The organism is Streptomyces sp. NPDC046303, assembly GCF_055588085.1.
This window is the reverse complement of record NZ_JBVJFA010000032.1, coordinates 68516-86522: the sequence shown is the minus strand read 5'-3', so window position 1 is coordinate 86522 and position 18007 is coordinate 68516. Positions and strand designations below refer to the sequence as shown.

Annotated in this window: 21 protein-coding genes; 14 read left to right on the top strand and 7 right to left on the bottom strand. The window is 72.7% G+C overall.

Annotated features, from left to right (window positions below; all coding sequences use genetic code 11):
* A partial coding sequence (locus ACZ6I1_RS27865) for a methionine adenosyltransferase domain-containing protein (RefSeq protein ID WP_366083555.1) occupies window positions 1–127 on the top strand: 127 nt, incomplete at its 5' end.
* 127 nt (window positions 128–254) lie between these two features.
* Window positions 255–2354 carry a primosomal protein N' gene (locus tag ACZ6I1_RS27860; RefSeq protein ID WP_469291663.1) on the top strand — a complete coding sequence of 700 codons (2100 nt, stop codon included), beginning with the start codon at window positions 255–257 and terminating at the stop codon, window positions 2352–2354.
* A 185-nt stretch (window positions 2355–2539) separates the two neighbouring features.
* On the opposite strand, the gene ACZ6I1_RS27855 is transcribed toward ACZ6I1_RS27860, so the two are convergent.
* A complete protein-coding gene (locus ACZ6I1_RS27855) occupies window positions 2540–3058 on the bottom strand; it encodes a hypothetical protein (protein ID WP_469291662.1) in 519 nt (172 codons plus the stop codon).
* A gap of 250 nt (window positions 3059–3308) precedes the next feature.
* Here ACZ6I1_RS27855 and fmt point away from each other — a divergent pair, with 250 nt between their 5' ends.
* Both fmt and ACZ6I1_RS27845 read left to right on the top strand, forming a co-directional pair.
* Window positions 3309–4253, top strand: coding sequence for a methionyl-tRNA formyltransferase (gene fmt, locus ACZ6I1_RS27850; protein ID WP_469291661.1), 945 nt, complete (start codon window positions 3309–3311; stop codon window positions 4251–4253).
* Between the two features lie 82 nt (window positions 4254–4335).
* Window positions 4336–5808 carry an RsmB/NOP family class I SAM-dependent RNA methyltransferase gene (locus ACZ6I1_RS27845; RefSeq protein ID WP_469291660.1) on the top strand — a complete coding sequence of 491 codons (1473 nt, stop codon included), beginning with the start codon at window positions 4336–4338 and terminating at the stop codon, window positions 5806–5808.
* A gap of 72 nt (window positions 5809–5880) precedes the next feature.
* Here the strand turns inward: ACZ6I1_RS27845 and ACZ6I1_RS27840 are convergent, their stop codons facing one another.
* Window positions 5881–7173, bottom strand: coding sequence for an MFS transporter (locus ACZ6I1_RS27840; protein WP_469291659.1), 1293 nt, complete (start codon window positions 7171–7173; stop codon window positions 5881–5883).
* Window positions 7174–7305: 132 nt separating this feature from the next.
* Between ACZ6I1_RS27840 and rpe the strand changes: the two genes are divergently transcribed.
* From rpe to ACZ6I1_RS27815, 5 genes are all read left to right on the top strand, one after another.
* A complete protein-coding gene (gene rpe, locus ACZ6I1_RS27835; protein WP_469291658.1) occupies window positions 7306–7992 on the top strand; it encodes a ribulose-phosphate 3-epimerase in 687 nt (228 codons plus the stop codon).
* A gap of 138 nt (window positions 7993–8130) precedes the next feature.
* The gene (locus ACZ6I1_RS27830) at window positions 8131–9147 is read left to right on the top strand and encodes a sugar-binding transcriptional regulator (protein WP_469291667.1); all 1017 of its coding nucleotides are present in this window, start codon (window positions 8131–8133) and stop codon (window positions 9145–9147) included.
* An 81-nt stretch (window positions 9148–9228) separates the two neighbouring features.
* Entirely contained in the window at window positions 9229–9450 is a 222-nt protein-coding gene (locus ACZ6I1_RS27825; RefSeq protein ID WP_329387870.1) for a CarD family transcriptional regulator, read from the top strand.
* 65 nt (window positions 9451–9515) lie between these two features.
* Window positions 9516–9971, top strand: a complete 456-nt coding sequence (locus ACZ6I1_RS27820; protein ID WP_469291657.1) for a guanyl-specific ribonuclease — start codon at window positions 9516–9518, stop codon at window positions 9969–9971.
* A complete protein-coding gene (locus ACZ6I1_RS27815; RefSeq protein ID WP_469291656.1) occupies window positions 9968–10363 on the top strand; it encodes a barstar family protein in 396 nt (131 codons plus the stop codon). The genes ACZ6I1_RS27820 and ACZ6I1_RS27815 overlap by 4 nt, the downstream gene beginning before the upstream one ends.
* Window positions 10364–10427: 64 nt before the next feature.
* Here ACZ6I1_RS27815 and ACZ6I1_RS27810 read toward each other — a convergent pair whose 3' ends face one another.
* The 5 genes from ACZ6I1_RS27810 to ACZ6I1_RS27790 form a co-directional block, all read right to left on the bottom strand.
* Complete coding sequence (locus tag ACZ6I1_RS27810; protein WP_469291655.1) at window positions 10428–10895, bottom strand: group II truncated hemoglobin; 468 nt, start codon at window positions 10893–10895, stop codon at window positions 10428–10430.
* A 2-nt stretch (window positions 10896–10897) separates the two neighbouring features.
* Window positions 10898–11221, bottom strand: coding sequence for a putative quinol monooxygenase (locus ACZ6I1_RS27805; protein ID WP_362591052.1), 324 nt, complete (start codon window positions 11219–11221; stop codon window positions 10898–10900).
* Window positions 11222–11293: 72 nt separating this feature from the next.
* The gene (locus ACZ6I1_RS27800; protein WP_469291654.1) at window positions 11294–11803 is read right to left on the bottom strand and encodes a hypothetical protein; all 510 of its coding nucleotides are present in this window, start codon (window positions 11801–11803) and stop codon (window positions 11294–11296) included.
* 54 nt (window positions 11804–11857) lie between these two features.
* Window positions 11858–13576, bottom strand: coding sequence for an FAD-dependent oxidoreductase (locus ACZ6I1_RS27795; protein WP_469291653.1), 1719 nt, complete (start codon window positions 13574–13576; stop codon window positions 11858–11860).
* A complete protein-coding gene (locus ACZ6I1_RS27790) occupies window positions 13573–13845 on the bottom strand; it encodes a UBP-type zinc finger domain-containing protein (protein WP_469291652.1) in 273 nt (90 codons plus the stop codon). The genes ACZ6I1_RS27795 and ACZ6I1_RS27790 overlap by 4 nt, the downstream gene beginning before the upstream one ends.
* Before the next feature lie 295 nt (window positions 13846–14140).
* Between ACZ6I1_RS27790 and ACZ6I1_RS27785 the strand changes: the two genes are divergently transcribed.
* From ACZ6I1_RS27785 to ACZ6I1_RS27765, 5 genes are read left to right on the top strand one after another with little or no spacing between them, the layout of a single operon-like run.
* Window positions 14141–14965: a type 1 glutamine amidotransferase domain-containing protein gene (locus tag ACZ6I1_RS27785; RefSeq protein WP_469291651.1), complete on the top strand. Its 825-nt coding sequence runs from the start codon at window positions 14141–14143 to the stop codon at window positions 14963–14965.
* A 48-nt stretch (window positions 14966–15013) separates the two neighbouring features.
* Complete coding sequence (locus ACZ6I1_RS27780) at window positions 15014–16657, top strand: thiamine pyrophosphate-binding protein (RefSeq protein ID WP_469291650.1); 1644 nt, start codon at window positions 15014–15016, stop codon at window positions 16655–16657.
* 38 nt (window positions 16658–16695) lie between these two features.
* Window positions 16696–17130, top strand: a complete 435-nt coding sequence (locus ACZ6I1_RS27775) for a nuclear transport factor 2 family protein (protein ID WP_469291649.1) — start codon at window positions 16696–16698, stop codon at window positions 17128–17130.
* A 25-nt stretch (window positions 17131–17155) separates the two neighbouring features.
* Window positions 17156–17611, top strand: coding sequence for a nuclear transport factor 2 family protein (locus tag ACZ6I1_RS27770; RefSeq protein ID WP_469291648.1), 456 nt, complete (start codon window positions 17156–17158; stop codon window positions 17609–17611).
* A 3-nt stretch (window positions 17612–17614) separates the two neighbouring features.
* The gene (locus ACZ6I1_RS27765; RefSeq protein ID WP_469291647.1) at window positions 17615–18001 is read left to right on the top strand and encodes a nuclear transport factor 2 family protein; all 387 of its coding nucleotides are present in this window, start codon (window positions 17615–17617) and stop codon (window positions 17999–18001) included.
* Window positions 18002–18007 lie beyond the last annotated feature (6 nt).

Genomic DNA, 18007 nt, shown 5'->3' with positions numbered 1-18007 from the left:
CCTCGACCTGCTGCGCCCGATCTACGCCCAGACCGCCGCCTACGGCCACTTCGGCCGCGAGCTGCCGGACTTCACCTGGGAGCGCACCGACCGCGTGGACGCGCTGCGCGCGGCCGCCGGCCTGTAAGCACGGCCTGTCGGCACCACTGTTCTCGACGGACGGCCCCGGACCTCTCGGTCCGGGGCCGTCCGCATGGAGCGGGGGAGGCCGCCGCCCCCGGCCGTTGTCGGTGGCGTTTGGTAAGAATGCTGGTGTGAGCAGCGCGAACGATTCCCCGCCGGAGCAGCTGGCGCTGATCCGGGAGATGGTCGCCGAGGCGAAGGCCAAGGCGCCCAAGGCGAAGCCCCGTACCTGGCGCGGGGCCGCCCTCGCCGAGGAACTTCCCGTTGCCCGCGTCCTCGTGAACAAGGGCGTGCTCCACCTCGACCAGCTCTGGGACTACGCCGTCCCCGCCGAGCTCTCCGAGGCCGCGCAGCCCGGCGTCCGCGTCCGGGTCCGCTTCGGCGCCGGCTCCCACCAGGTGCACGGCGGCCGCCGCGAGGGCGGCGGCCTCATCGACGGCTTCATCGTCGAGCGGCGGGCCGAGTCCGACTACAACGGGGCGCTGGCCGCCCTCGCCCACGTCGTCTCGCCCGAGGTGGTGCTGAGCCCGCGCATGCTGGCCCTGGCCCGGGCGGTCGCCGACCGGTACGCCGGCAGCCTGGCCGACGTCCTCCAGCTCGCCCTGCCCCCGCGCAACGCCCGCGCCGAGGCCAAACCCTCGCCCGCGCCGCTGCCCCCGCCCGCCGCGCCCGAGCCCGCCGGCTGGCAGCGGTACGGCTCCGGGCCCGCCTTCCTGCGGGCCCTCGCCACCGGCGGCACCCCGCGCGCCGTCTGGACCGCCCTGCCCGGCCCCGGCTGGGCCGACGAGCTGGCCCGCGCCATGGCCGCCGCCCTCGCCTCCGGGCGCGGGGCCCTCGCCGTGGTGCCCGACGGGCGCACCGCCGCCCGACTGGACGCGGCGCTCACCGCCCTGCTCGGCGAGGGGCGGCACGCGCTGCTGACCGCCGAGTCCGGGCCGGAGAAGCGCTACCGCGAGTGGCTCGCCGTGAGCCGGGGCTCGGTGCGGGCCGTCGTCGGCACCCGGGCGGCGATGTTCGCGCCCGTGCAGGACCTCGGGCTGGTGGCCGTCTGGGATGACGGGGACTCCAGCCACAGCGACGACCACGCCCCCTTCCCCCACGTCCGCGAGGTCCTGGAACTGCGCGCGGTCAGCGACGGCTGCGGGTTCCTGGCGGGCAGTACGAGCTGCACCGTGGAGGCCGCCCAGCTGGTCGAGTCCGGCTGGGCGCGGCCGCTCGTCGCCGATCGGGAGACGGTGCGGGCCTGCGCGCCCCGGATCCGCACCGTGGGCGACGAGCTGCTGGCCCGCGACGGGGCGGCCCGGGCCGCGCGGCTGCCGAGCCTGGCGTGGGAGACCGTACGGGAGGGGCTCAAGACGGGGCCCGTCCTGGTCCAGGTGCCGCGGCGCGGCTATGTGCCCCGGCTGGCGTGCGAGCGGTGCCGCACGCCGGCCCGCTGCACGGTCTGCGCCGGTCCGCTGGAGGCCCCCGACGAGCGGGACCTGCAGTGCGGCTGGTGCGGGCGGCCCGAGCCGTCCTGGCACTGCGAGGAGTGCGGGTCGTTCCGGCTGCGCGCGCAGGTGGTCGGCGCGCGGCGGACGGCCGAGGAACTGGGGCGGGCCTTTCCGGCCGTGCCGGTACGGACCTCGGGGCGCGACCACGTCCTGGACGAGGTGCCGGACCGGCCGGCGCTGGTGGTGAGCACGCCTGGGGCGGAACCGGTCGCGGCGGGCGCCGGGTACGCGGCGGCGCTGCTGCTCGACGGCTGGGCCATGCTGACCCGGCCCGACCTGCGGGCCGGGGAGGACGCGCTGCGGCGCTGGATCGCCGCGGCCTCGCTGGTACGGGGGGACGGGCAGGTCGTCGTGGTCGCCGAGCCGACGCTGCGGCCGGTGCAGGCGCTGGTGCGGTGGGACCCGGTGGGCCATGCCGTGCGGGAGCTCGCGGAGCGGGCCCAGCTCGGTTTCCCCCCGGTGTCCCGGATGGCGGCGGTGGCGGGGCGCGGCGAGGCGGTGGAGGCGTTCCTGGCCGGGGCGGGGCTGCCGGCGGACGCGGAGATCCTGGGCCCGGTGCCGTTGCCGGGGCGGCGGGGGGAGGCTTCGCCGGGGGAGCGGGCGCTGGTGCGCGTCCCGCCGGGGAGCGGCGCCGCGCTGGCGGCGGCCCTGAAGGCGGCGCAAGCGGCGCGGCTGGCCCGCGGGGTACCGGCGTCGGAGTCGGTCCGGGTCCGCATCGATCCGCCGGACATCGGCTGACGGGACATCGGCTGCCGGACGTCGGATGAGGGGACGTCGGCTGCCGGATGTCGGCTGAGGGGACGTCGGCTGCCGGACGTCGGCTGGCGGGATGTCGCCCGGGGCTGCGCCGCTGCGCGGGGGGAAGGGCCCCGCGCAGCGGTGGTGGGTGTGCCGTCGGGGGTCGGCGGCCCGGCGGCAGCGGGTCAGCCGTTGCGGGGACCGGGGAAGGCCGGGGAGCGGGGTGCGCCGACGGCCTGGGACTCCTCGCGCAGCGGCTGCGGCGGAACCGAGCGGGCCGCGGGGATCGTGGGCAGCGGGCCCATGGTCCGGGTGGTCGTCCCCTCGGCCGGCGGCTCCGCCGCCTCGGCCGCCTGTGCGCGCCGGGCACCGTAACGCCGGTGCACGGCCTGCTTGGTGACGCCCAGCGCCGAGCCGACCGCGTCCCACGAGAAGCCGAGTGAGCGGTCGAAGTCCACGGCCGCGGTGACCAGCGTCTCGACGCTGTCCCGCAGCTCCTGGGCGAGGCGGACGGTGGGCGCGGGCGCCCGGCCGTAGACGACGAAGCCCGTGGAGGGACCGGAGCGGCGCGGGCGGTACACATTGCCGAGCTGGGCAGTGAGCGTACGCAGGGCATCCACCTGCCGGCGAACCCGCTCGATGTCCCGCACCAACAGGTGCAGGCTGGCCCGGGCTTGGGCGTCGTGGGTGGCGTGGTCGGCCATGAAGAAGCCTCTCGAACCGGTGCTAAGGGCGGAGCGGGCCGCAGAAACCGTTCGCGGCGCGGCCCGTTGTGGTCAATCTCTTTTGACCAACGCGCCACCTGGCGCCCAGGTCACGCTCCAGGGGCGTGTCGGCATATGCGAGAGGCGCGTGTGTGTGCGTACGCCCCCTTCCGGTCACGGGTGGGGCGCCCGGCGCACGCCCCATAGACTGGTGCGCTGCTGACAGCCGAGATAGCGAGGTAGGACCCCAGTGAAGCTCGTCTTCGCAGGCACCCCCGAGGTCGCCGTGCCCGCCCTGGACGCCCTCATCGCCTCCGGGCGGCACGAGGTCGCGGCCGTCGTCACCCGGCCCGACGCACCCGCGGGCCGCGGGCGCAGGCTCGTCGCCAGCCCGGTCGCCGAGCGTGCCGAGGAGGCGGGGATCGAGGTGCTCAAGCCGGTCCGCCCGCGTGACCCCGAGTTCCAGGCCCGGCTGCGCGAGATCGACCCGGACTGCTGCCCGGTCGTCGCGTACGGTGCGCTGATCCCCAAGAGCGCCATCGAGATCCCCCGGCACGGGTGGGTCAACCTGCACTTCTCGCTGCTGCCCGCCTGGCGCGGTGCCGCGCCCGTACAGCACTCGATCATGGCCGGGGACCAGGTCACCGGCGCCTCCACCTTCCGGATCGAGGAAGGCCTGGACTCCGGGCCGGTCTACGGGGTCCTGACCGAGGAGATCCGCCCGACCGACACCAGCGGCGACCTGCTCACCCGGCTCGCCTTCGCGGGCGCCGGGCTGCTGGCCGCCACCATGGACGGCATCGAGGACGGCACCCTGCGCGCCGTCGAGCAGCCCGTCGACGGGATCTCCCTGGCCCCCAAGATCACCGTGGAGGACGCCCGGATCGACTGGACCGCACCCGCGCTGCGCGCCGACCGCGTCGTGCGCGGCTGCACGCCGGCCCCGGGTGCGTGGACCGTCTTCCGCGGGGAGCGCCTCAAGCTGATCTCGGTGGGCCTGGTGCCCGACCGTACGGACCTCGCCCCGGGCGTCCTCGCGCCGGCCAAGAACAACGTCTACGCCGGCACCGGCTCGCACGCCGTGGAACTGCTGTGGGTCCAGCCCCAGGGCAAGAAGCCGATGCGCGGCGCCGACTGGGCCCGCGGGGTGCGGATCGCTCCCGGCGAGCGCCTCGGCGGCACCGACGTAGGCTGAATCCACGTCTGGCAACCCACACTCCAGCACCTCACCCATCTCCCGTACCTCCAGTACCTCGTAAATCCGGAGCACCTTTCACGTGAGCGAACAGCCCCGTCGCCGACCCGCCGCAGGCGCGGGCGGCAAGCCGAACAAGCCGGCCAAGCCCTACCGCCGGCCCCAGAAGGATCCCGTCCGGCTGCTGGCCTTCGAGGTGCTGCGGGCGGTGGACGAGCGCGACGCCTACGCCAACCTCGTGCTGCCGCCACTGCTGCGCAAGGCCCGTCAGGACGAGAGCTTCCAGGCGCGGGACGCGGCGCTGGCCACCGAGCTGGTCTACGGGACGCTGCGCCGGCAGGGCACGTACGACGCGGTGATCAAGGCCTGCATCGACCGCCCGCTGCGGGAGGTCGACCCGCCCGTGCTCGACGTGCTCTCGCTCGGCGCGCACCAGCTGCTGGGGACCCGCATCCCCACGCACGCCGCCGTCTCGGCCAGCGTGGAGCTGGCCCGGGTGGTGCTCGGGGACGGCCGCGCGAAGTTCGTGAACGCCGTGCTGCGCAAGATCGCCGCGCACGACCTGGACGGCTGGCTGGAGCGGGTCGCGCCCCCCTACGAGGACGACGCCGAGGAGCACCTGGCGGTGTACCACTCGCACCCGCGGTGGGTCGTCAGCGCCCTGTGGGACGCGCTGGGCGGCGGGCGCGCCGGGATCGAGGACCTGCTGGAGGCCGACAACGAGCGGCCCGAGGTCACGCTGGTCGCGCGGCCGGGGCGGTCCACCCCCGACGAGCTGCTGGAGGCGGTGGGCGAGGAGTCGGCGCTGCCCGGCCGCTGGTCCCCGTACGCGGTGCGGATGGCCGAGGGCGGCGAGCCCGGCGCGCTGGAGGCGGTGCGCGACGGGCGCGCCGGAGTCCAGGACGAGGGCAGCCAGCTGGTGGCGATGGCCCTGGCGGCCGTCCCGGTCGAGGGCCGCGACGAGCGCTGGCTGGACGGCTGCGCGGGCCCCGGCGGCAAGGCGGCGCTGCTCGCGGCGCTGGCGGCGCAGCGGGGCGCGTTCCTGCTGGCCTCCGAGAAGCAGCCGCACCGGGCGCGCCTGGTGGAGCGCGCGCTGGCGGGCAACCCGGGGCCGTACCAGGTCATCGCGGCGGACGGCACCCGGCCGCCGTGGCTGCCGGGCTCCTTCGACCGCGTCCTGATGGACGTCCCGTGCTCCGGCCTGGGCGCACTGCGCCGCCGCCCGGAAGCCCGGTGGCGCCGCCGACCCGAGGACCTGGAGGGCTTCGCGCCGCTCCAGCGGGGGCTGCTCCGGGAAGCCCTGTCGGCGGTGCGCGTGGGCGGCGTCGTGGGCTACGCGACGTGCTCGCCGCACCTGGCGGAGACCCGGGTGGTCGTGGACGACGTCCTGAAGGGCCGCGGCGCGGCCGCGCAGCCGGTGGCGGCCGAACTCATCGACGCCAGGCCGTTCATGGCGGGCGTCCCGGGCCTGGGCGACGGCCCGGACGTCCAGCTGTGGCCGCACCTGCACGGCACGGACGCGATGTACCTGGCGCTGCTGAGGCGCACGGCGTAGCAGAGCTGAGGAGTCGTACCAAGGCGCGGGCCGCCCTCTGGGCTCGTGCGCGCCCTGGTGCGCCGCCGGGTGTCATGAGCCCGTCCGCCTGGTGCGGATCGGGGACAGGGCCACCGGCAGCCAGGACACCGCCAGGACCGCCGCTCCCGTCCACAGGGCCGTGCGGAGCGTCGTGGCGCTTGCGAGGAGGCCCGAGGCGGCCGCGCCCAGCGCGAGGGCGCCCGTCAGCATGAAGCGGAAAGTGGCGTTCATGCGGCCCAGCAGGGGATCGGGGGTCAGGCGCTGGCGGAGGCTGACGCCGAGCACGTTGTCCGAGCCGATCTTCATGTGGGCGGTCATCCAGCCGGCGCCCGCGATCCAGAGCCACGGGCCGTGGTCCAGCAGCGGCACCAGGAGCGCCGCCGGGGTCAGGCTCAGCAGCAGGGCGCGGCCGTAGCCCACGCGCGCCGCGAAGGGGCGGGCCAGCCGGGCGCCGAGGAGCAGGCCGGCGCCGCCCACCGCCCAGAACAGGCCCAGCGCGGCGGGGGAGAGGCCCAGTTCCCGTACGAAGAGCACCGGGAGCATGGCGTTGACGATCGAGCCGCCCAGGTTGGTCAGGGTGGAGGCCAGCGCCAGGGCGCGCAGCTCCGGGTGGCCCAGTACGTGCCGCAGGCCCTCCCCGATCCGGGACCGCAGGGGCGTGCGGACGGCCGGGGGCGCGGCCGGGGCGGGCCGGATCCGGGTGAGGCGCAGGGCCGAGACGAGGTACGCGGCCGAGGAGCAGGCCAGCGCGAAGGGGGCGGTGAGGGCGGCGATCAGCGCGCCGCCCACGCCGCGGCCCGCGATGTTGGCGGCGGCCATGAGCGTCACCATGGCCGCGTTCGCCCGGACCAGACCGCCGCGGCCGACCAGGTGGGGGAGCACGCTCTGCGAGCCCACGTCCGAGAAGACGGTGGCGGCGCCGCTCAGGAGGACGACCAGGTGGAGCTGGGTCAGGGTCAGCGCGTCCAGCCACCACGCGAGCGGGAGCGAGGCGAACAGGGCCGCGCGGGCCAGGTCCGCTGCGATCAGGACGCTGCGGGTGCGCAGCCGGTCGACCCACGCGCCGGCCGGCAGGCCGATCAGCAGGAAGGCGAGCGTGGACAGCGCGGCGAGGGCGCCGACCTGGGCGGGGGAGGCGTCGAGCGCGGTGAGGGCGAGCAGGGGGACGGCCACCTGGCCGGCGTGGGTGCCGAACTGGTTGAGCGTGGCGGCGCCGAAGAGGGTGCGGAAGTCCCTGCTGTCCCAGGGAGTGGAGGAGCGGGCGGCCTCGTCCGGGTCGGGCGGCGGGGGCTTCCCCGGCTGCGCGGGGCGCCGATCCGGCCGTTCGTGGGGCGTGGATGTCATGGACAGAACCGTGCCCAGGGCGACCTCGAAGAACAAGTGAAATGTTCTCCATGATCACTTCAGCTGTGCTGAACGGCCCGCGAGTTCCGGGGTCGTGGCCGGAACCGCACGGAGGCATGGCACGCTTGGGGCATGGCCGCTCAGATTTCTCCCAGCATCCTGTCCGCCGACTTCGCCCGACTCGCCGAGGAGGCGAAGGCGGTCGAGGGGGCCGACTGGCTGCACGTCGACGTCATGGACAACCACTTCGTCCCCAACCTGACCCTCGGGGTGCCGGTCGTGGAGTCCCTGAGCAGGGCCACGGACATCCCGCTCGACCTCCACCTGATGATCGAGAACCCGGACCGCTGGGCCCCGCAGTACGTCGAGGCGGGAGCCGGGTCGGTCACCTTCCACGCCGAGGCCGCGGCGGCGCCGGTGCGCCTCGCGCGCGAGATCCGGGCGAAGGGCGCCAAGGCGTCCATGGCGCTCAAGCCCGCGACGCCGATCGAACAGTACGAGGACCTCCTCCCCGAGCTCGACATGCTGCTGATCATGACGGTCGAGCCGGGCTTCGGCGGCCAGCCCTTTCTGGACATCATGCTTCCCAAGATCCGCCGTACCCGGGAGCTGATCACCAAGCACGGTCTGGAGCTGTGGCTCCAGGTGGACGGCGGGGTCTCGGCCTCGACCATCGAGCGCTGCGCCGAAGCCGGCGCGGACGTCTTCGTCGCGGGCAGCGCGGTCTACGGAGCGGTGGATCCGGCCGCCGCCGTACGCACGCTGCGTGAGCAGGCGGACGCGGCGATCGCCGTGGCGCCGTGGGCTTGCGACCACTGAGTCGAGCGTGGGCGGACGGCTCGGTGAACGGGAGCTGTCCAGGCTGATCAACGGCCGTCGGATCTGACAGGATGAACGGCGAGTCGAGAGTGTGAACACGAGAGTGTGAACAGCAGTGAGGAGAACGCGGTGTCTGCAATGTCGGCGGGACGGTCAGCCCTGCGGATGGGACCCGCGGAGCTGGTGCAGGCGGCGGCCATGGCGCGCCGCTTCTACCTCGAGGGCAAGTCCAAGATCCAGATCGCCGAGGAGTTCGGCGTGAGCCGCTTCAAGGTGGCCCGGGTCCTGGAGACCGCCCTCGAACGCGACCTCGTACGCATCGAGATCCGGGTACCGGCCGAACTGGACGCGGAGCGGTCGGACGCGCTCCGGGCCCGCTACGGGCTCCGGCACGCCGTCGTCGTGGAGTCGCCCGCCGACGCCACCGAGGACGCGCCCGATCCGGAGAACCTGGGCGCGGTCGCCGCCGATCTGCTGGGCGAGCTGGTCAACGAAGGCGACGTACTGGGCCTGGCCTGGGGCCGGTCGACCATTCACATGGCCGCCTCCCTGCACCGGCTGCCCCCCTGCACGGTCGTGCAGCTGACCGGCGTGTACGACGCGGGAACCGCCGAACGCGGCTCCGTGGAGGCCGTACGGCGGGCCGCGCAGGTCTCGGGCGGCGACGCCCACCCCATCTACGCGCCGATGCTGCTGCCCGACCCGGCCACCGCGGCCGCGCTGCGCAGCCAGACCGGCATCGCACGGGCCTTCGAGTACTTCGACAAGGTGACCGTCGCGGCCGTCTCCATCGGGTCGTGGGAGCCGGGCATCTCGACCGTCCACGACATGCTGACGGACGAGGAGCGGGCGCACTACGCCTCCCTGGGTGTGGCGGCAGAGATGTCCGCCCACCTGTTCGACACCGAGGGGCGGCGGGTCGGCCGGGACCTCGGCGAGCGGTGCATCACCGTCGAGGCCGACCGGCTGCGTCGGATCCCCGAGGTCGTGGCGATCGCGGGCGGGCTGCGCAAGGCCTCGGCGATCGGGGCGGTGCTCCGGTCGGGGCTGGTGACCAGTCTCGTCACGGACACGGCGGTCGCCGACTACCTGCTCACCGAGTCCGCGCCGGGCCTGCGGCCGGCGCTCGAGCGGGCGGATCCGGACGACCTGTAGGCACTGCCGGTGCGGATGGTGCCGGAATTGAGATCCGAACGGCGGACCGCGTGGCGGCTTGCTGGGCGCATACTGGTCCCAATGACAAAGTCAGCAGTACCTCGCCGCCATTTGCCGTCCAGCCCGTTCAAGGCCCCCGTGGAACAGCCCATCCGGCAGTTCAGCGTCGGCGACCGGGTTTCCCACGATGAGCACGGCCTCGGCCGTGTCGTCGGAATCGAGGAGGGGATCGCCGTTCTCGTCGACTTCGGGTCGGTCCAGAAACGGGTCCTGAGCCCGTACACCAAGATGTCCGCGCTCTGAGTCCGTAGGGCGGTTCGTTCGCAGGGCGATTCGCGAGCGAATCGGATATTTGGCACGATCGGTGCATGATCTTTCGGAGCGTGCCCCGTTCGCTGCTGCGTTGGCTGGGGGCCGTTTTCCTGTGCGCCGCGCTGGTCGGTGCGGTGGGCTGCGGCGGGAAGGAAGCCGCGCCGCCTGCCGCGGCCAGTTCCGGTGCCGCCGCCTCCGGTGCCGTGCCCAGTGCCGTTCCCGGGTGGGCGAAAGGGCTGGCGGTCGTACGGGCCGACGCCCTGCCGCAGCAGGCCCGGGACGTGCTCGCGCTCATCGACAGGGGCGGGCCGTATCCGCACCGGCAGGACGGGACCGTCTTCGGGAACTTCGAGAAGATCCTGCCCAAGCAGAAGCGCGGCTACTACCGCGAGTTCACGGTGCGGACGCCGGGGGAGCGGGACCGCGGGGCCCGGCGGATCGTGACGGGCGAGGGCGGGGAGTTCTTCTACACGGACGACCACTACCAGACCTTCAAGGCGGTTCTCCGATGACCCTGGACCCGCAGCCGCTCGCCCCTGCCCTCGCCGCCGCCGAGCAGGCGGGCTGGACGGCCCTGCGGCTGGACCTGGACGGCGTACGGGCGAAGGCCGAGCTGATGCGGCGCTGCGGGGACGCCCTGCGGGCGCCGGAGTGGTTCGGCGGGAACTGGGACGCGCTCGCGGACGCGCTGAAGGACCTGTCGTGGCTGCCGGACGCCGCGGGGCGGCTGGTCGCCGTGACCTCGTGGCGCGGGTACGCCGCCGAGAGGCCGGACGACTGGGAGACCCTCGTGGAGGTCCTGGAGGAGGCCGTGGATTTCTGGCAGGAGCAAGGGGACGAGCCGGCCCTGACCGTGCTGCTCGCCGAGTCCGGGGCGCCGAGCCCCAAGCGCCGGCGGGCCTGAGGGCGCAGCTCCGCCCCCGGCCCCGCGCCTCGAACGCGGGCGGGGCCGGGGGCGGAGGTCCGGATCAGCTTTTCGGAACCCAGGGCGGGGTCTGGCCCCAGGACCAGACCGGGATCTTGGCCGCGTCGACCGGGGGCGGGTTGGGGCCCGAGTAGATCAGGGCCATGCGGGTGCCCCACTCGATGTAGTAGACGAACACCGCGCGGAACTCCGGGTCCGTCGGCAGGCCGACCTCGTCGGCCGTGTCCATGAGCAGGTCCACCCAGCGGCGGCGCTGCTTCTCGGTGATGGCCCGGCCCAGGTGCTTGGTGGCCATGTGCTGGTGGCCGCCGTGGTGGGCGGAGTAGTCCGACGGCCCGCCGAAGACCTCCGACAGCCAGACCGCGACGTGCTGCGGGTGCTCGGAGTCCATGCCGGCGAAGACCGGGGCCAGGATCTCGTCCCGCAGGGCGTGGGCGTAGAAGGCGTCGGTGAGGCGGTTCATCGCCTCCGCGCCGCCCATCCACTCGTAGATGGTGGGTGTCGTGCTCATGGTTAGGCTGCGGCCTTTCCCGTTCCGGCGACGGACGTCACGAGGTAGTGCTGCATCTCCTCGATGGCCGTCACGTACGGCCGGATCGCGCTGAAGAAGGCGGGGAAGTGCTCGCCCTTGCGGAAGCCGTTGAGGTGCGCGTCGACCGAGGTCCAGCGGATGCGCAGGATGTAGCGCTCCTTCTCCTCCTCGCAGCGGGCCAGTTCGTAGTCGATGCACTCCGGCGAAGCGGCCAGGGACTCGGCCGCCCGGGTGTACGCGTCCTCGAACGCCTGCTGGTCGTCCAATGCGATCCGGTAGCGGATGTATTCGACGGTGGTGGTCATGGTGCGTGCCTCTCCCTGGATGGTGGTCGTGGCCAGCCTTACGGGATCATGCGTGCCCGTGGGGGGATTGGGCTATTCGGACCCGGACTTCCTGGAGTCCGCGTCCTCGGCCACGTCCGGACCCTGCGCGCGGACCTGCCGGACCTTGTCCAGGGAGTCGCGCAGTTCCGCCAGCCAGGTGTCGGTGTTGCGGCCCACCAGGCGGACGCACCAGGCGAGGGCGTCGGCCCGGCTGCGGGCCACCCCGCCGGCGACCAGGGTGTCGAGCACCTGGCGTTCGGACTGGCGCAGGCGGGTCATGACCGGGACGGCGAGGTGGGTGAAGAGAGTGGTCTCCTCGCCCACCCGCACGCCCCAGGCGACCTTGCGGCGGTAGAGCTCCTCGGCCTCGCGGGCCACCTCGATGCGCTGTTCGCGGGTGCGTTCGCGGAACGCCTTGACCGACTCGGTCGCCGGGACGGTCCCGACGACCGTGATCTCCTCGCGGTCGGCCGTGACCGACACGAGGGACTCGTACACGTCCACCGGCAGGCGCTCGGCGAACCACGCGCGGAGCTGTTCGCTCTGTTCGGCTGTAATCATGTAATCAACATTGCGTCCGGTGTGGCCTTGATCGCAAGCAGTCCGCGTTCGCTCTCAGCCCATCGAGCGGTAGCGGTGGATGAGGGAGACCGCCATCGCGCCCTCGCCGACGCCCGACGCGACCCGCTTCACCGAGTGGGCACGGACATCGCCCGCCGCGAAGACGCCGGGGACGCTGGTCTCCAGCGGATACGGGGCGCGTTCCAGACTCCACTCGGCGGGCAGCTCGCCGCCGTTCGCGATCAGGTCCGAGCCGGTGAGCACGAACCCGTACGCGTCGCGCTCGACCACGCCCGACAGCCACTCGGTGTGCGGGCGGGCCCCGATGAACGTGAACATGAAGCGGGCCGGCACCTCGGTGTCCTCGCCGGTGTCCGCGTCGTGGAGGGTCAGGCGCTCCAGGTGCTCCTCACCGTCCAGCCGGACCACGGTCGTACGGACCTTCACCTCGATGTTCGGGGTGCGCTCGATCTCGTCGATCAGATAGCGCGACATGCTCGCGTCCAGGGAGGCCGCGCGCACCAGGATCGTGACGCGGGCCGCGTACTTGGCGAAGTGGACCGCCGCCTGCCCGGCCGAGTTGGCCCCGCCCACGATGAACACGTGCTGCGAGATGCACGCCGAGCTCTCGGTGGTGGCCGCGCCGTAGTAGAGTCCCGCGCCCTCGAAGCGGTCCGCGCCGGGGGCTTCGAGCCGGTTGTACGAGACCCCGGTGGCCAGGAGCACCGTCTCCGCGCTGATCTCCGTGCCGTCGCCCAGCGTCAGGATCTTCGCCGGGTCGTCGCGGGTCAGCGAGACGACCTCCACCGGGTGCAGGATCTCGGCGCCGAACCGCGTGGCCTGGATGGTGGCGCGGCGGGTCAGGTCGCCGCCCGACAGGCCCGACGGGAAGCCCAGGTAGTTCTCGATCAGGCTGGAGGTGCCGGCCTGGCCGCCCGGGGCGCGGGCGTCGAGCATCAGCGTGGACAGGCCCTCGGAGGCCGAGTAGACCCCGGCCGCCAGGCCCGCCGGGCCGGCCCCCACGATGACGCACTCGTAGTGCGGGCGGGAGGCGGTGGTGGCCAGCCCCAGGTGCTGGGCGAGCTGGGTGTCGGTCGGCGCGGAGAGCACCGCTCCGTCGGGAAAGCGGACGAGCGGCAGCGCGGCGTCGGGCTGACCGGCGATCAGGGTCAGCGCCTCGGGATCCCGCTCCACATTGAGGAAGCGGAACGGCTGGCCGTTGCGCGTGAAGAAGTCCCGGACGGCGTGGGTGCCGGGGGAGACCAGATGGCCCGCGACGATGATCCCGTCGTACGCGGGCCGGTAGGTGGCCAGCCAGTCCGACAGCAGGTCGTCCAGGACCGGGAAGAGCCGCTCGTGCGGCGGGTCCCACGGCTTGAGCAGGTAGTAGTCCAGCCGGACCCGGTTGATGGCGGTGATCGCGGCGTCGGTCTCCGCGTACGCGGTCAGCAGCACGCGCCGGGCGTCCGGGAAGCGGCTGACCGCCTCCAGCAGGAACTCCACCCCGGTGACGTCGGGCATCCGCTGGTCCACGAGGAACAGCGCCGGGTCGTGGCCGCGCTCGTCGAGGGAGTCCAGGATCTTCAGGGCGTCCGCGGCCGAGGAGGCGCCGAGCACGCGGTAGCGGTCTCCGTAGGCGCTGCGCAGGTCGCGGCGCACCGCGCGCAGCACCTGCGGGTCGTCGTCGACGGCCAGGATGACGGGCTTGCGGTGCTCCGCGCGTTCGGTCGCGGCGGCCGTCACGGCGGCGGCGCTCTCCGGGGCCGCGCTCACGCCAGGTCCAGCATCAGCTTGTCGGCGTAGCACCAGGCCCAGTCCTCGCCGGGCTCGTGGGATGCGGCGATGGGGTGCTCGGAGCTGCGGTAGTGCCGGGTGGCGTGACGGTTCTTCGAGGAGTCACAGCATCCGACGTGCCCGCAGCTCAGGCACATCCGCAAGTGCACCCAGCTGTCACCGGCGATGAGGCACTCCTCGCAGCCCTCGGTTCCGGGTTTCACCGGACGTATCCGATCGATGTGCGTGCACAACAGGTCCATCGTCATCGTCCCCGTCCCTCTCCTCGTGCTCACGCTCGTCCGTCAACGCAGCCGCACGCCCGTGAAACACAGCACGGCGACGCGTCCAGACGATAGATCGCGGCCCTCGCCCTGGTTCATTGATTCAGCCGAAGTCAGGTAGTCCTGAAGCTACTTCATGACGTCGGCGGGCGACTTCCTGAAGTGCCCCCAAGACCTGGGCCGCTACCTCACGAAGTCGCACACAGGCGCTTTGACGCAGCCTCTGGGCGCGGCCAGTGTGGGGGACGCCAACGACAACAGGCGGCGCCTGGAGGAATACGTGAGCAGAAAGATTCTGGTCATTGTCTCCGAACACGGTTACTGGGCCGAAGAACTGATAGGCCCCGTATCGAAGTTCGATGAGCGGGGCTACGAGGTCATATTCGCCACGCCGACCGGAAAGCGTGCACACGCTCTCCCGCCGAGCCTCGACGCGAACTACATCGACCCTCCACTGGGACGCTCGGTCACCACCGAGGAGAACGCCCGGCTGGGCCGGGAGTTCGAGCAGTCGAGCCGGCTCGACTCGCCGCTCGACATCGAGGCGTGGGTCCCCGAGCGCCCGTACACGAGCGACGAGGGCTATCTGCGCAAGCTCGAGCAGTACCACCGCGATCTGGACAAGCTCGAGGCCGACATCGCCGACTACGACGCGATCCTCATCGTCGGCGGCAGCGGACCGATCGCCGACCTCGCCAACAACGAGCGCGTGCACGCCCTGATCCTGGCCTTCAAGAAGGCCGGCAAGGTCGTGGCCGCGGAGTGCTACGGGGTCGCCTGCCTGGCCTTCGCCCGGGACTGGAGCGACCGCAAGAGCATCATCTGGGGCAAGCACGTGACCGGCCACTGCAAGGAATACGACTACAAGGACGGCACCGGATTCCTCGGTACCGACTTCAACATGGGGCCGCCGCCGTACCCGCTGGAGTACATCCTGCGCGATGCGACGGGCCCGCGCGGCGCGTACCACGGGAATTTCGGAAAGCCCGTGTCCGTCATCGTCGACTTCCCGTTCGTGACCGGACGGTCCACCCCGGACTCGTACCTCACCGGTCAGAAGATCGTGGAAGTCCTCGAGGACGGTCTCACCCGATACGGCTGGTAGTTCTGGAAACCGGTGGGCCGGAAACTCGCGGGAATGAGGGGGAGTTCGATGAATACCGGAGCCACTCCCGGACGGGAAAGGCTGATCGAGCAGTTCAAGGCCGACGGCCTGAAGGTGATGTTCGGAAATCCGGGGACGGTGGAACAGGGATTCCTCGACGCGGTCGACGCGGCAGAGGACTTCCAGTACGTCCTCGCCCTCCAGGAGACCGTGGCCGCCGGTATCGCCGACGGATACGCACGGGCGACCGGCGGCGCGGCGCTCCTCCAGCTGCACTCGGGGGTGGGGCTGGGCAACGGCATCGGGATGCTGTACCAGTCGCTGCGCGGCCACACCCCCCTCGTCGTCATCGCCGGAGACGCCGGCGTGCGCTACGACGCCATGGACGCGCAGATGGCGTCCGACCTGGTGGCGATGGCCAGGCCCGTGACGAAGTACGCGACCCGGGTCACCGACCGGCACTCCGTGCTCCGCACCATCCGGCGGGCCGTGAAGATCGCGCTCACCCCGCCCCGCGGACCCGTGTTCGTGGCGCTGCCGATGGACGTGCTGGACGAGCTCAACTCCGAGCCCGTGCTGCCCGCCACCGTGCCGCTCACCGACGTGGCGCCCTCCGCGGCCTCGGTGGGGCGGGCGGCCGAGCTGCTCGCCTCCGCCGAGCGGCCGGTCGTCCTCATCGGGGACGGGGTCTCCCTCTCCGGGGCGCAGAACGAACTGGCCGCCGTCGCCGAGCTGCTCGGCGCCGACGTGTACGAGGTCGACTCCTCCGAGGTCAACATCGCGGCCTCGCACCCGCTGCGGCGGGGCCAGACGGGCCACATGTTCGGCCCCCACAGCAAGGAACTGGTGGGGGGCGCCGACGGGGTGCTGATCGTCGGCACCTATGTCTTCCCGGAGGTGTTCCCCGAACTGGAGAGCCCCTTCCGGGCGGGCGCGAAGGTCGTCCACATCGACCTCAACGCCTACGAGATCGCCAAGAACCACCCGGTGGACCTGGGCCTCGCCGCGGACCCCAAGCAGGCGCTGCGCGCACTGGCCGGCGTACTGGAACACCGGCTGACCCCGCAGCAGCGGGCCGCCGCGGCCGCCCGGATCGACGTACGGGCCCGGGAGCGGGCCCGCGAGGCGCAGTCGGCCACCGACGACGGCACGCCGATGGCGGTCTTCCTGCGGACCCTCGCCGAGCGCACGGCCGGGGACCTGATCGTCTTCGACGAGGCGCTGACCACCTCCCCGCTGGTCACCCGGTACCTGCCGGCGGAGCGCCCCGGCGACTACCACCTCACCCGGGGCGGATCGCTGGGCGTGGGCTTTCCCGGCGCGGTGGGCGCCAAGCTCGCCCATCCGGACCGGCTCGTCGTCGGCTTCGCGGGCGACGGCGGGTCGATGTACACGTACCAGGCGCTGTGGACGGCGGCCCGGCACGGCATCGAGGCCAAGTTCGTCGTCTGCAACAACCGCAAGTACCGGCTGCTGGACGACAACATCGCCCAGTACTGGCGGGAGCGGGACATCCCGGAGCACGGGTTCCCGGGCTCCTTCGACCTCTCCCACCCGGAGATCGACTTCGCCGGGCTGGCCCGGTCGCTCGGTGCGGGCGGGATGCGGGTGGAGAAGCCGGACGAGGCGGCCGCGGCCGTGAGCCGGATGCTGGCCCACCCCGGTCCGTTCCTCGTCGACGTCCAGATCTGACCAGAGCAGTCACCCAGCACGGAACAGGAGGAGACCGCATGCCCGCCGAGCGGCAGTTGACCGAGGACGCGATCCGCAGGTTCGCCGAGGACTGGTACGTGGCGCTGGACCAGCACGTACCGCTGGACCAGGTGCTCGCCCTGATCACCGAGGACCTGGAGTTCAAGGTCCCCGAGGACGTCTTCCTCGGGCACCAGGGCTTCGGCCGCTGGTACGAGGCCGTCACCAACCGGTTCTTCGACGAGGTCCACACCGTCACGAAGGTGGAGCCCGTCATCGAGGGCGACCGGGCGATCGTCCGGGTGCTCGTCAACTGGCAGGCCAAGATCTGGAACCCGCCGGCCGCCCGCAGCGAGTGGCTCGGCTTCGACGCCGACCAGACCTGGACCGTGGTGGCCGGCCCCGACGGACCGCTGATCAAGCAGTACACCGTCAACGACCTGGCTCCGATGCCCGGTTCCGGCTCCCTCTGAGCGCCCCGGCGAAGGAGAAGCGACGATGACCGAAGTGACACGGGACCGCGTCCGGGCGGCCTACGCCGCACTCGGCTCCGGCGACCGGGCGCGCATCCTGGAGTTCTACTCCGAGGACCTGCGCTGGCTGGTGCCGGGCAACCACCCGCTCGCCGGCTGGTACGAGAGCCTGGACGCCTTCCTCGAGCTGATGGGGCAGACCCACAAGCTCACCGGCGGCACCTTCCGGATGGACCTGGAAGCGGTCCTGGTCGGCGAGGACTGTTCCGCCGACGTCTGCCGCAACGTGGCCGTGCGCGACGGCGCCGACCCGGACGGCCGGTCCCCGTACGAGCGGATGGACTACCAGGTCTTCCACTTCATGCGGTGGCGGGACGGCCGGATCGTCGAGGGCCGCGACGGGCTGTTCGGCGACACCGCCTCCGCCTTCAGCCAGTTCTGGGCGCCGTTCGCGCCGGACGGAACCCGCAGGGACCGATAGGGGATGAGCGCGATGGATGCCAAGCAGATCCTTGAGAAGTACTACGAGCACGCCAACGCAGGAGACTGGGACCGCTGGTGCGACCTGTTCGCCGACGACCAGGTCATGGACGAGCAGCTCGCCGGTCACATCGAGGGCCTCGAGGTCCTGCGCTCGATGATGAAGGGCATGGGCACCATGTACCGGGTCTTCCGGAACGAGCCCGTGCACTTCATCGTCGACGCGGACGGGGAGAAGGCCGCCGCCGTCTCGCAGCTGACCGCGGTCAGCGCCTCGGGCGAGGCCATCGAGGCCCGCGTCATGAACTTCTTCCGGATCGTGGACGGAAAGATCGCCTACATGGCGAACCACCACGACACCGTCCCCTTCCAGGTGCTGGGCCAGGGCTGAGGAAGG

Coding starts and splice junctions, on each gene's coding strand:
- ACZ6I1_RS27780 (WP_469291650.1), top strand. CDS start 15,014: ATGAATACCGGAGCCACTCCCGGACGGGAAAGGCTGATCGAGCAGTTC.
- ACZ6I1_RS27820 (WP_469291657.1), top strand. CDS start 9,516: ATGATCTTTCGGAGCGTGCCCCGTTCGCTGCTGCGTTGGCTGGGGGCC.
- ACZ6I1_RS27800 (WP_469291654.1), bottom strand. CDS start 11,803: ATGATTACAGCCGAACAGAGCGAACAGCTCCGCGCGTGGTTCGCCGAG.
- ACZ6I1_RS27830 (WP_469291667.1), top strand. CDS start 8,131: ATGTCGGCGGGACGGTCAGCCCTGCGGATGGGACCCGCGGAGCTGGTG.
- ACZ6I1_RS27805 (WP_362591052.1), bottom strand. CDS start 11,221: ATGACCACCACCGTCGAATACATCCGCTACCGGATCGCATTGGACGAC.
- ACZ6I1_RS27790 (WP_469291652.1), bottom strand. CDS start 13,845: ATGACGATGGACCTGTTGTGCACGCACATCGATCGGATACGTCCGGTG.
- ACZ6I1_RS27775 (WP_469291649.1), top strand. CDS start 16,696: ATGCCCGCCGAGCGGCAGTTGACCGAGGACGCGATCCGCAGGTTCGCC.
- rpe (WP_469291658.1), top strand. CDS start 7,306: ATGGCCGCTCAGATTTCTCCCAGCATCCTGTCCGCCGACTTCGCCCGA.
- ACZ6I1_RS27840 (WP_469291659.1), bottom strand. CDS start 7,173: ATGACATCCACGCCCCACGAACGGCCGGATCGGCGCCCCGCGCAGCCG.
- ACZ6I1_RS27815 (WP_469291656.1), top strand. CDS start 9,968: ATGACCCTGGACCCGCAGCCGCTCGCCCCTGCCCTCGCCGCCGCCGAG.
- ACZ6I1_RS27765 (WP_469291647.1), top strand. CDS start 17,615: ATGAGCGCGATGGATGCCAAGCAGATCCTTGAGAAGTACTACGAGCAC.
- ACZ6I1_RS27770 (WP_469291648.1), top strand. CDS start 17,156: ATGACCGAAGTGACACGGGACCGCGTCCGGGCGGCCTACGCCGCACTC.
- ACZ6I1_RS27855 (WP_469291662.1), bottom strand. CDS start 3,058: ATGGCCGACCACGCCACCCACGACGCCCAAGCCCGGGCCAGCCTGCAC.
- ACZ6I1_RS27810 (WP_469291655.1), bottom strand. CDS start 10,895: ATGAGCACGACACCCACCATCTACGAGTGGATGGGCGGCGCGGAGGCG.
- ACZ6I1_RS27825 (WP_329387870.1), top strand. CDS start 9,229: ATGACAAAGTCAGCAGTACCTCGCCGCCATTTGCCGTCCAGCCCGTTC.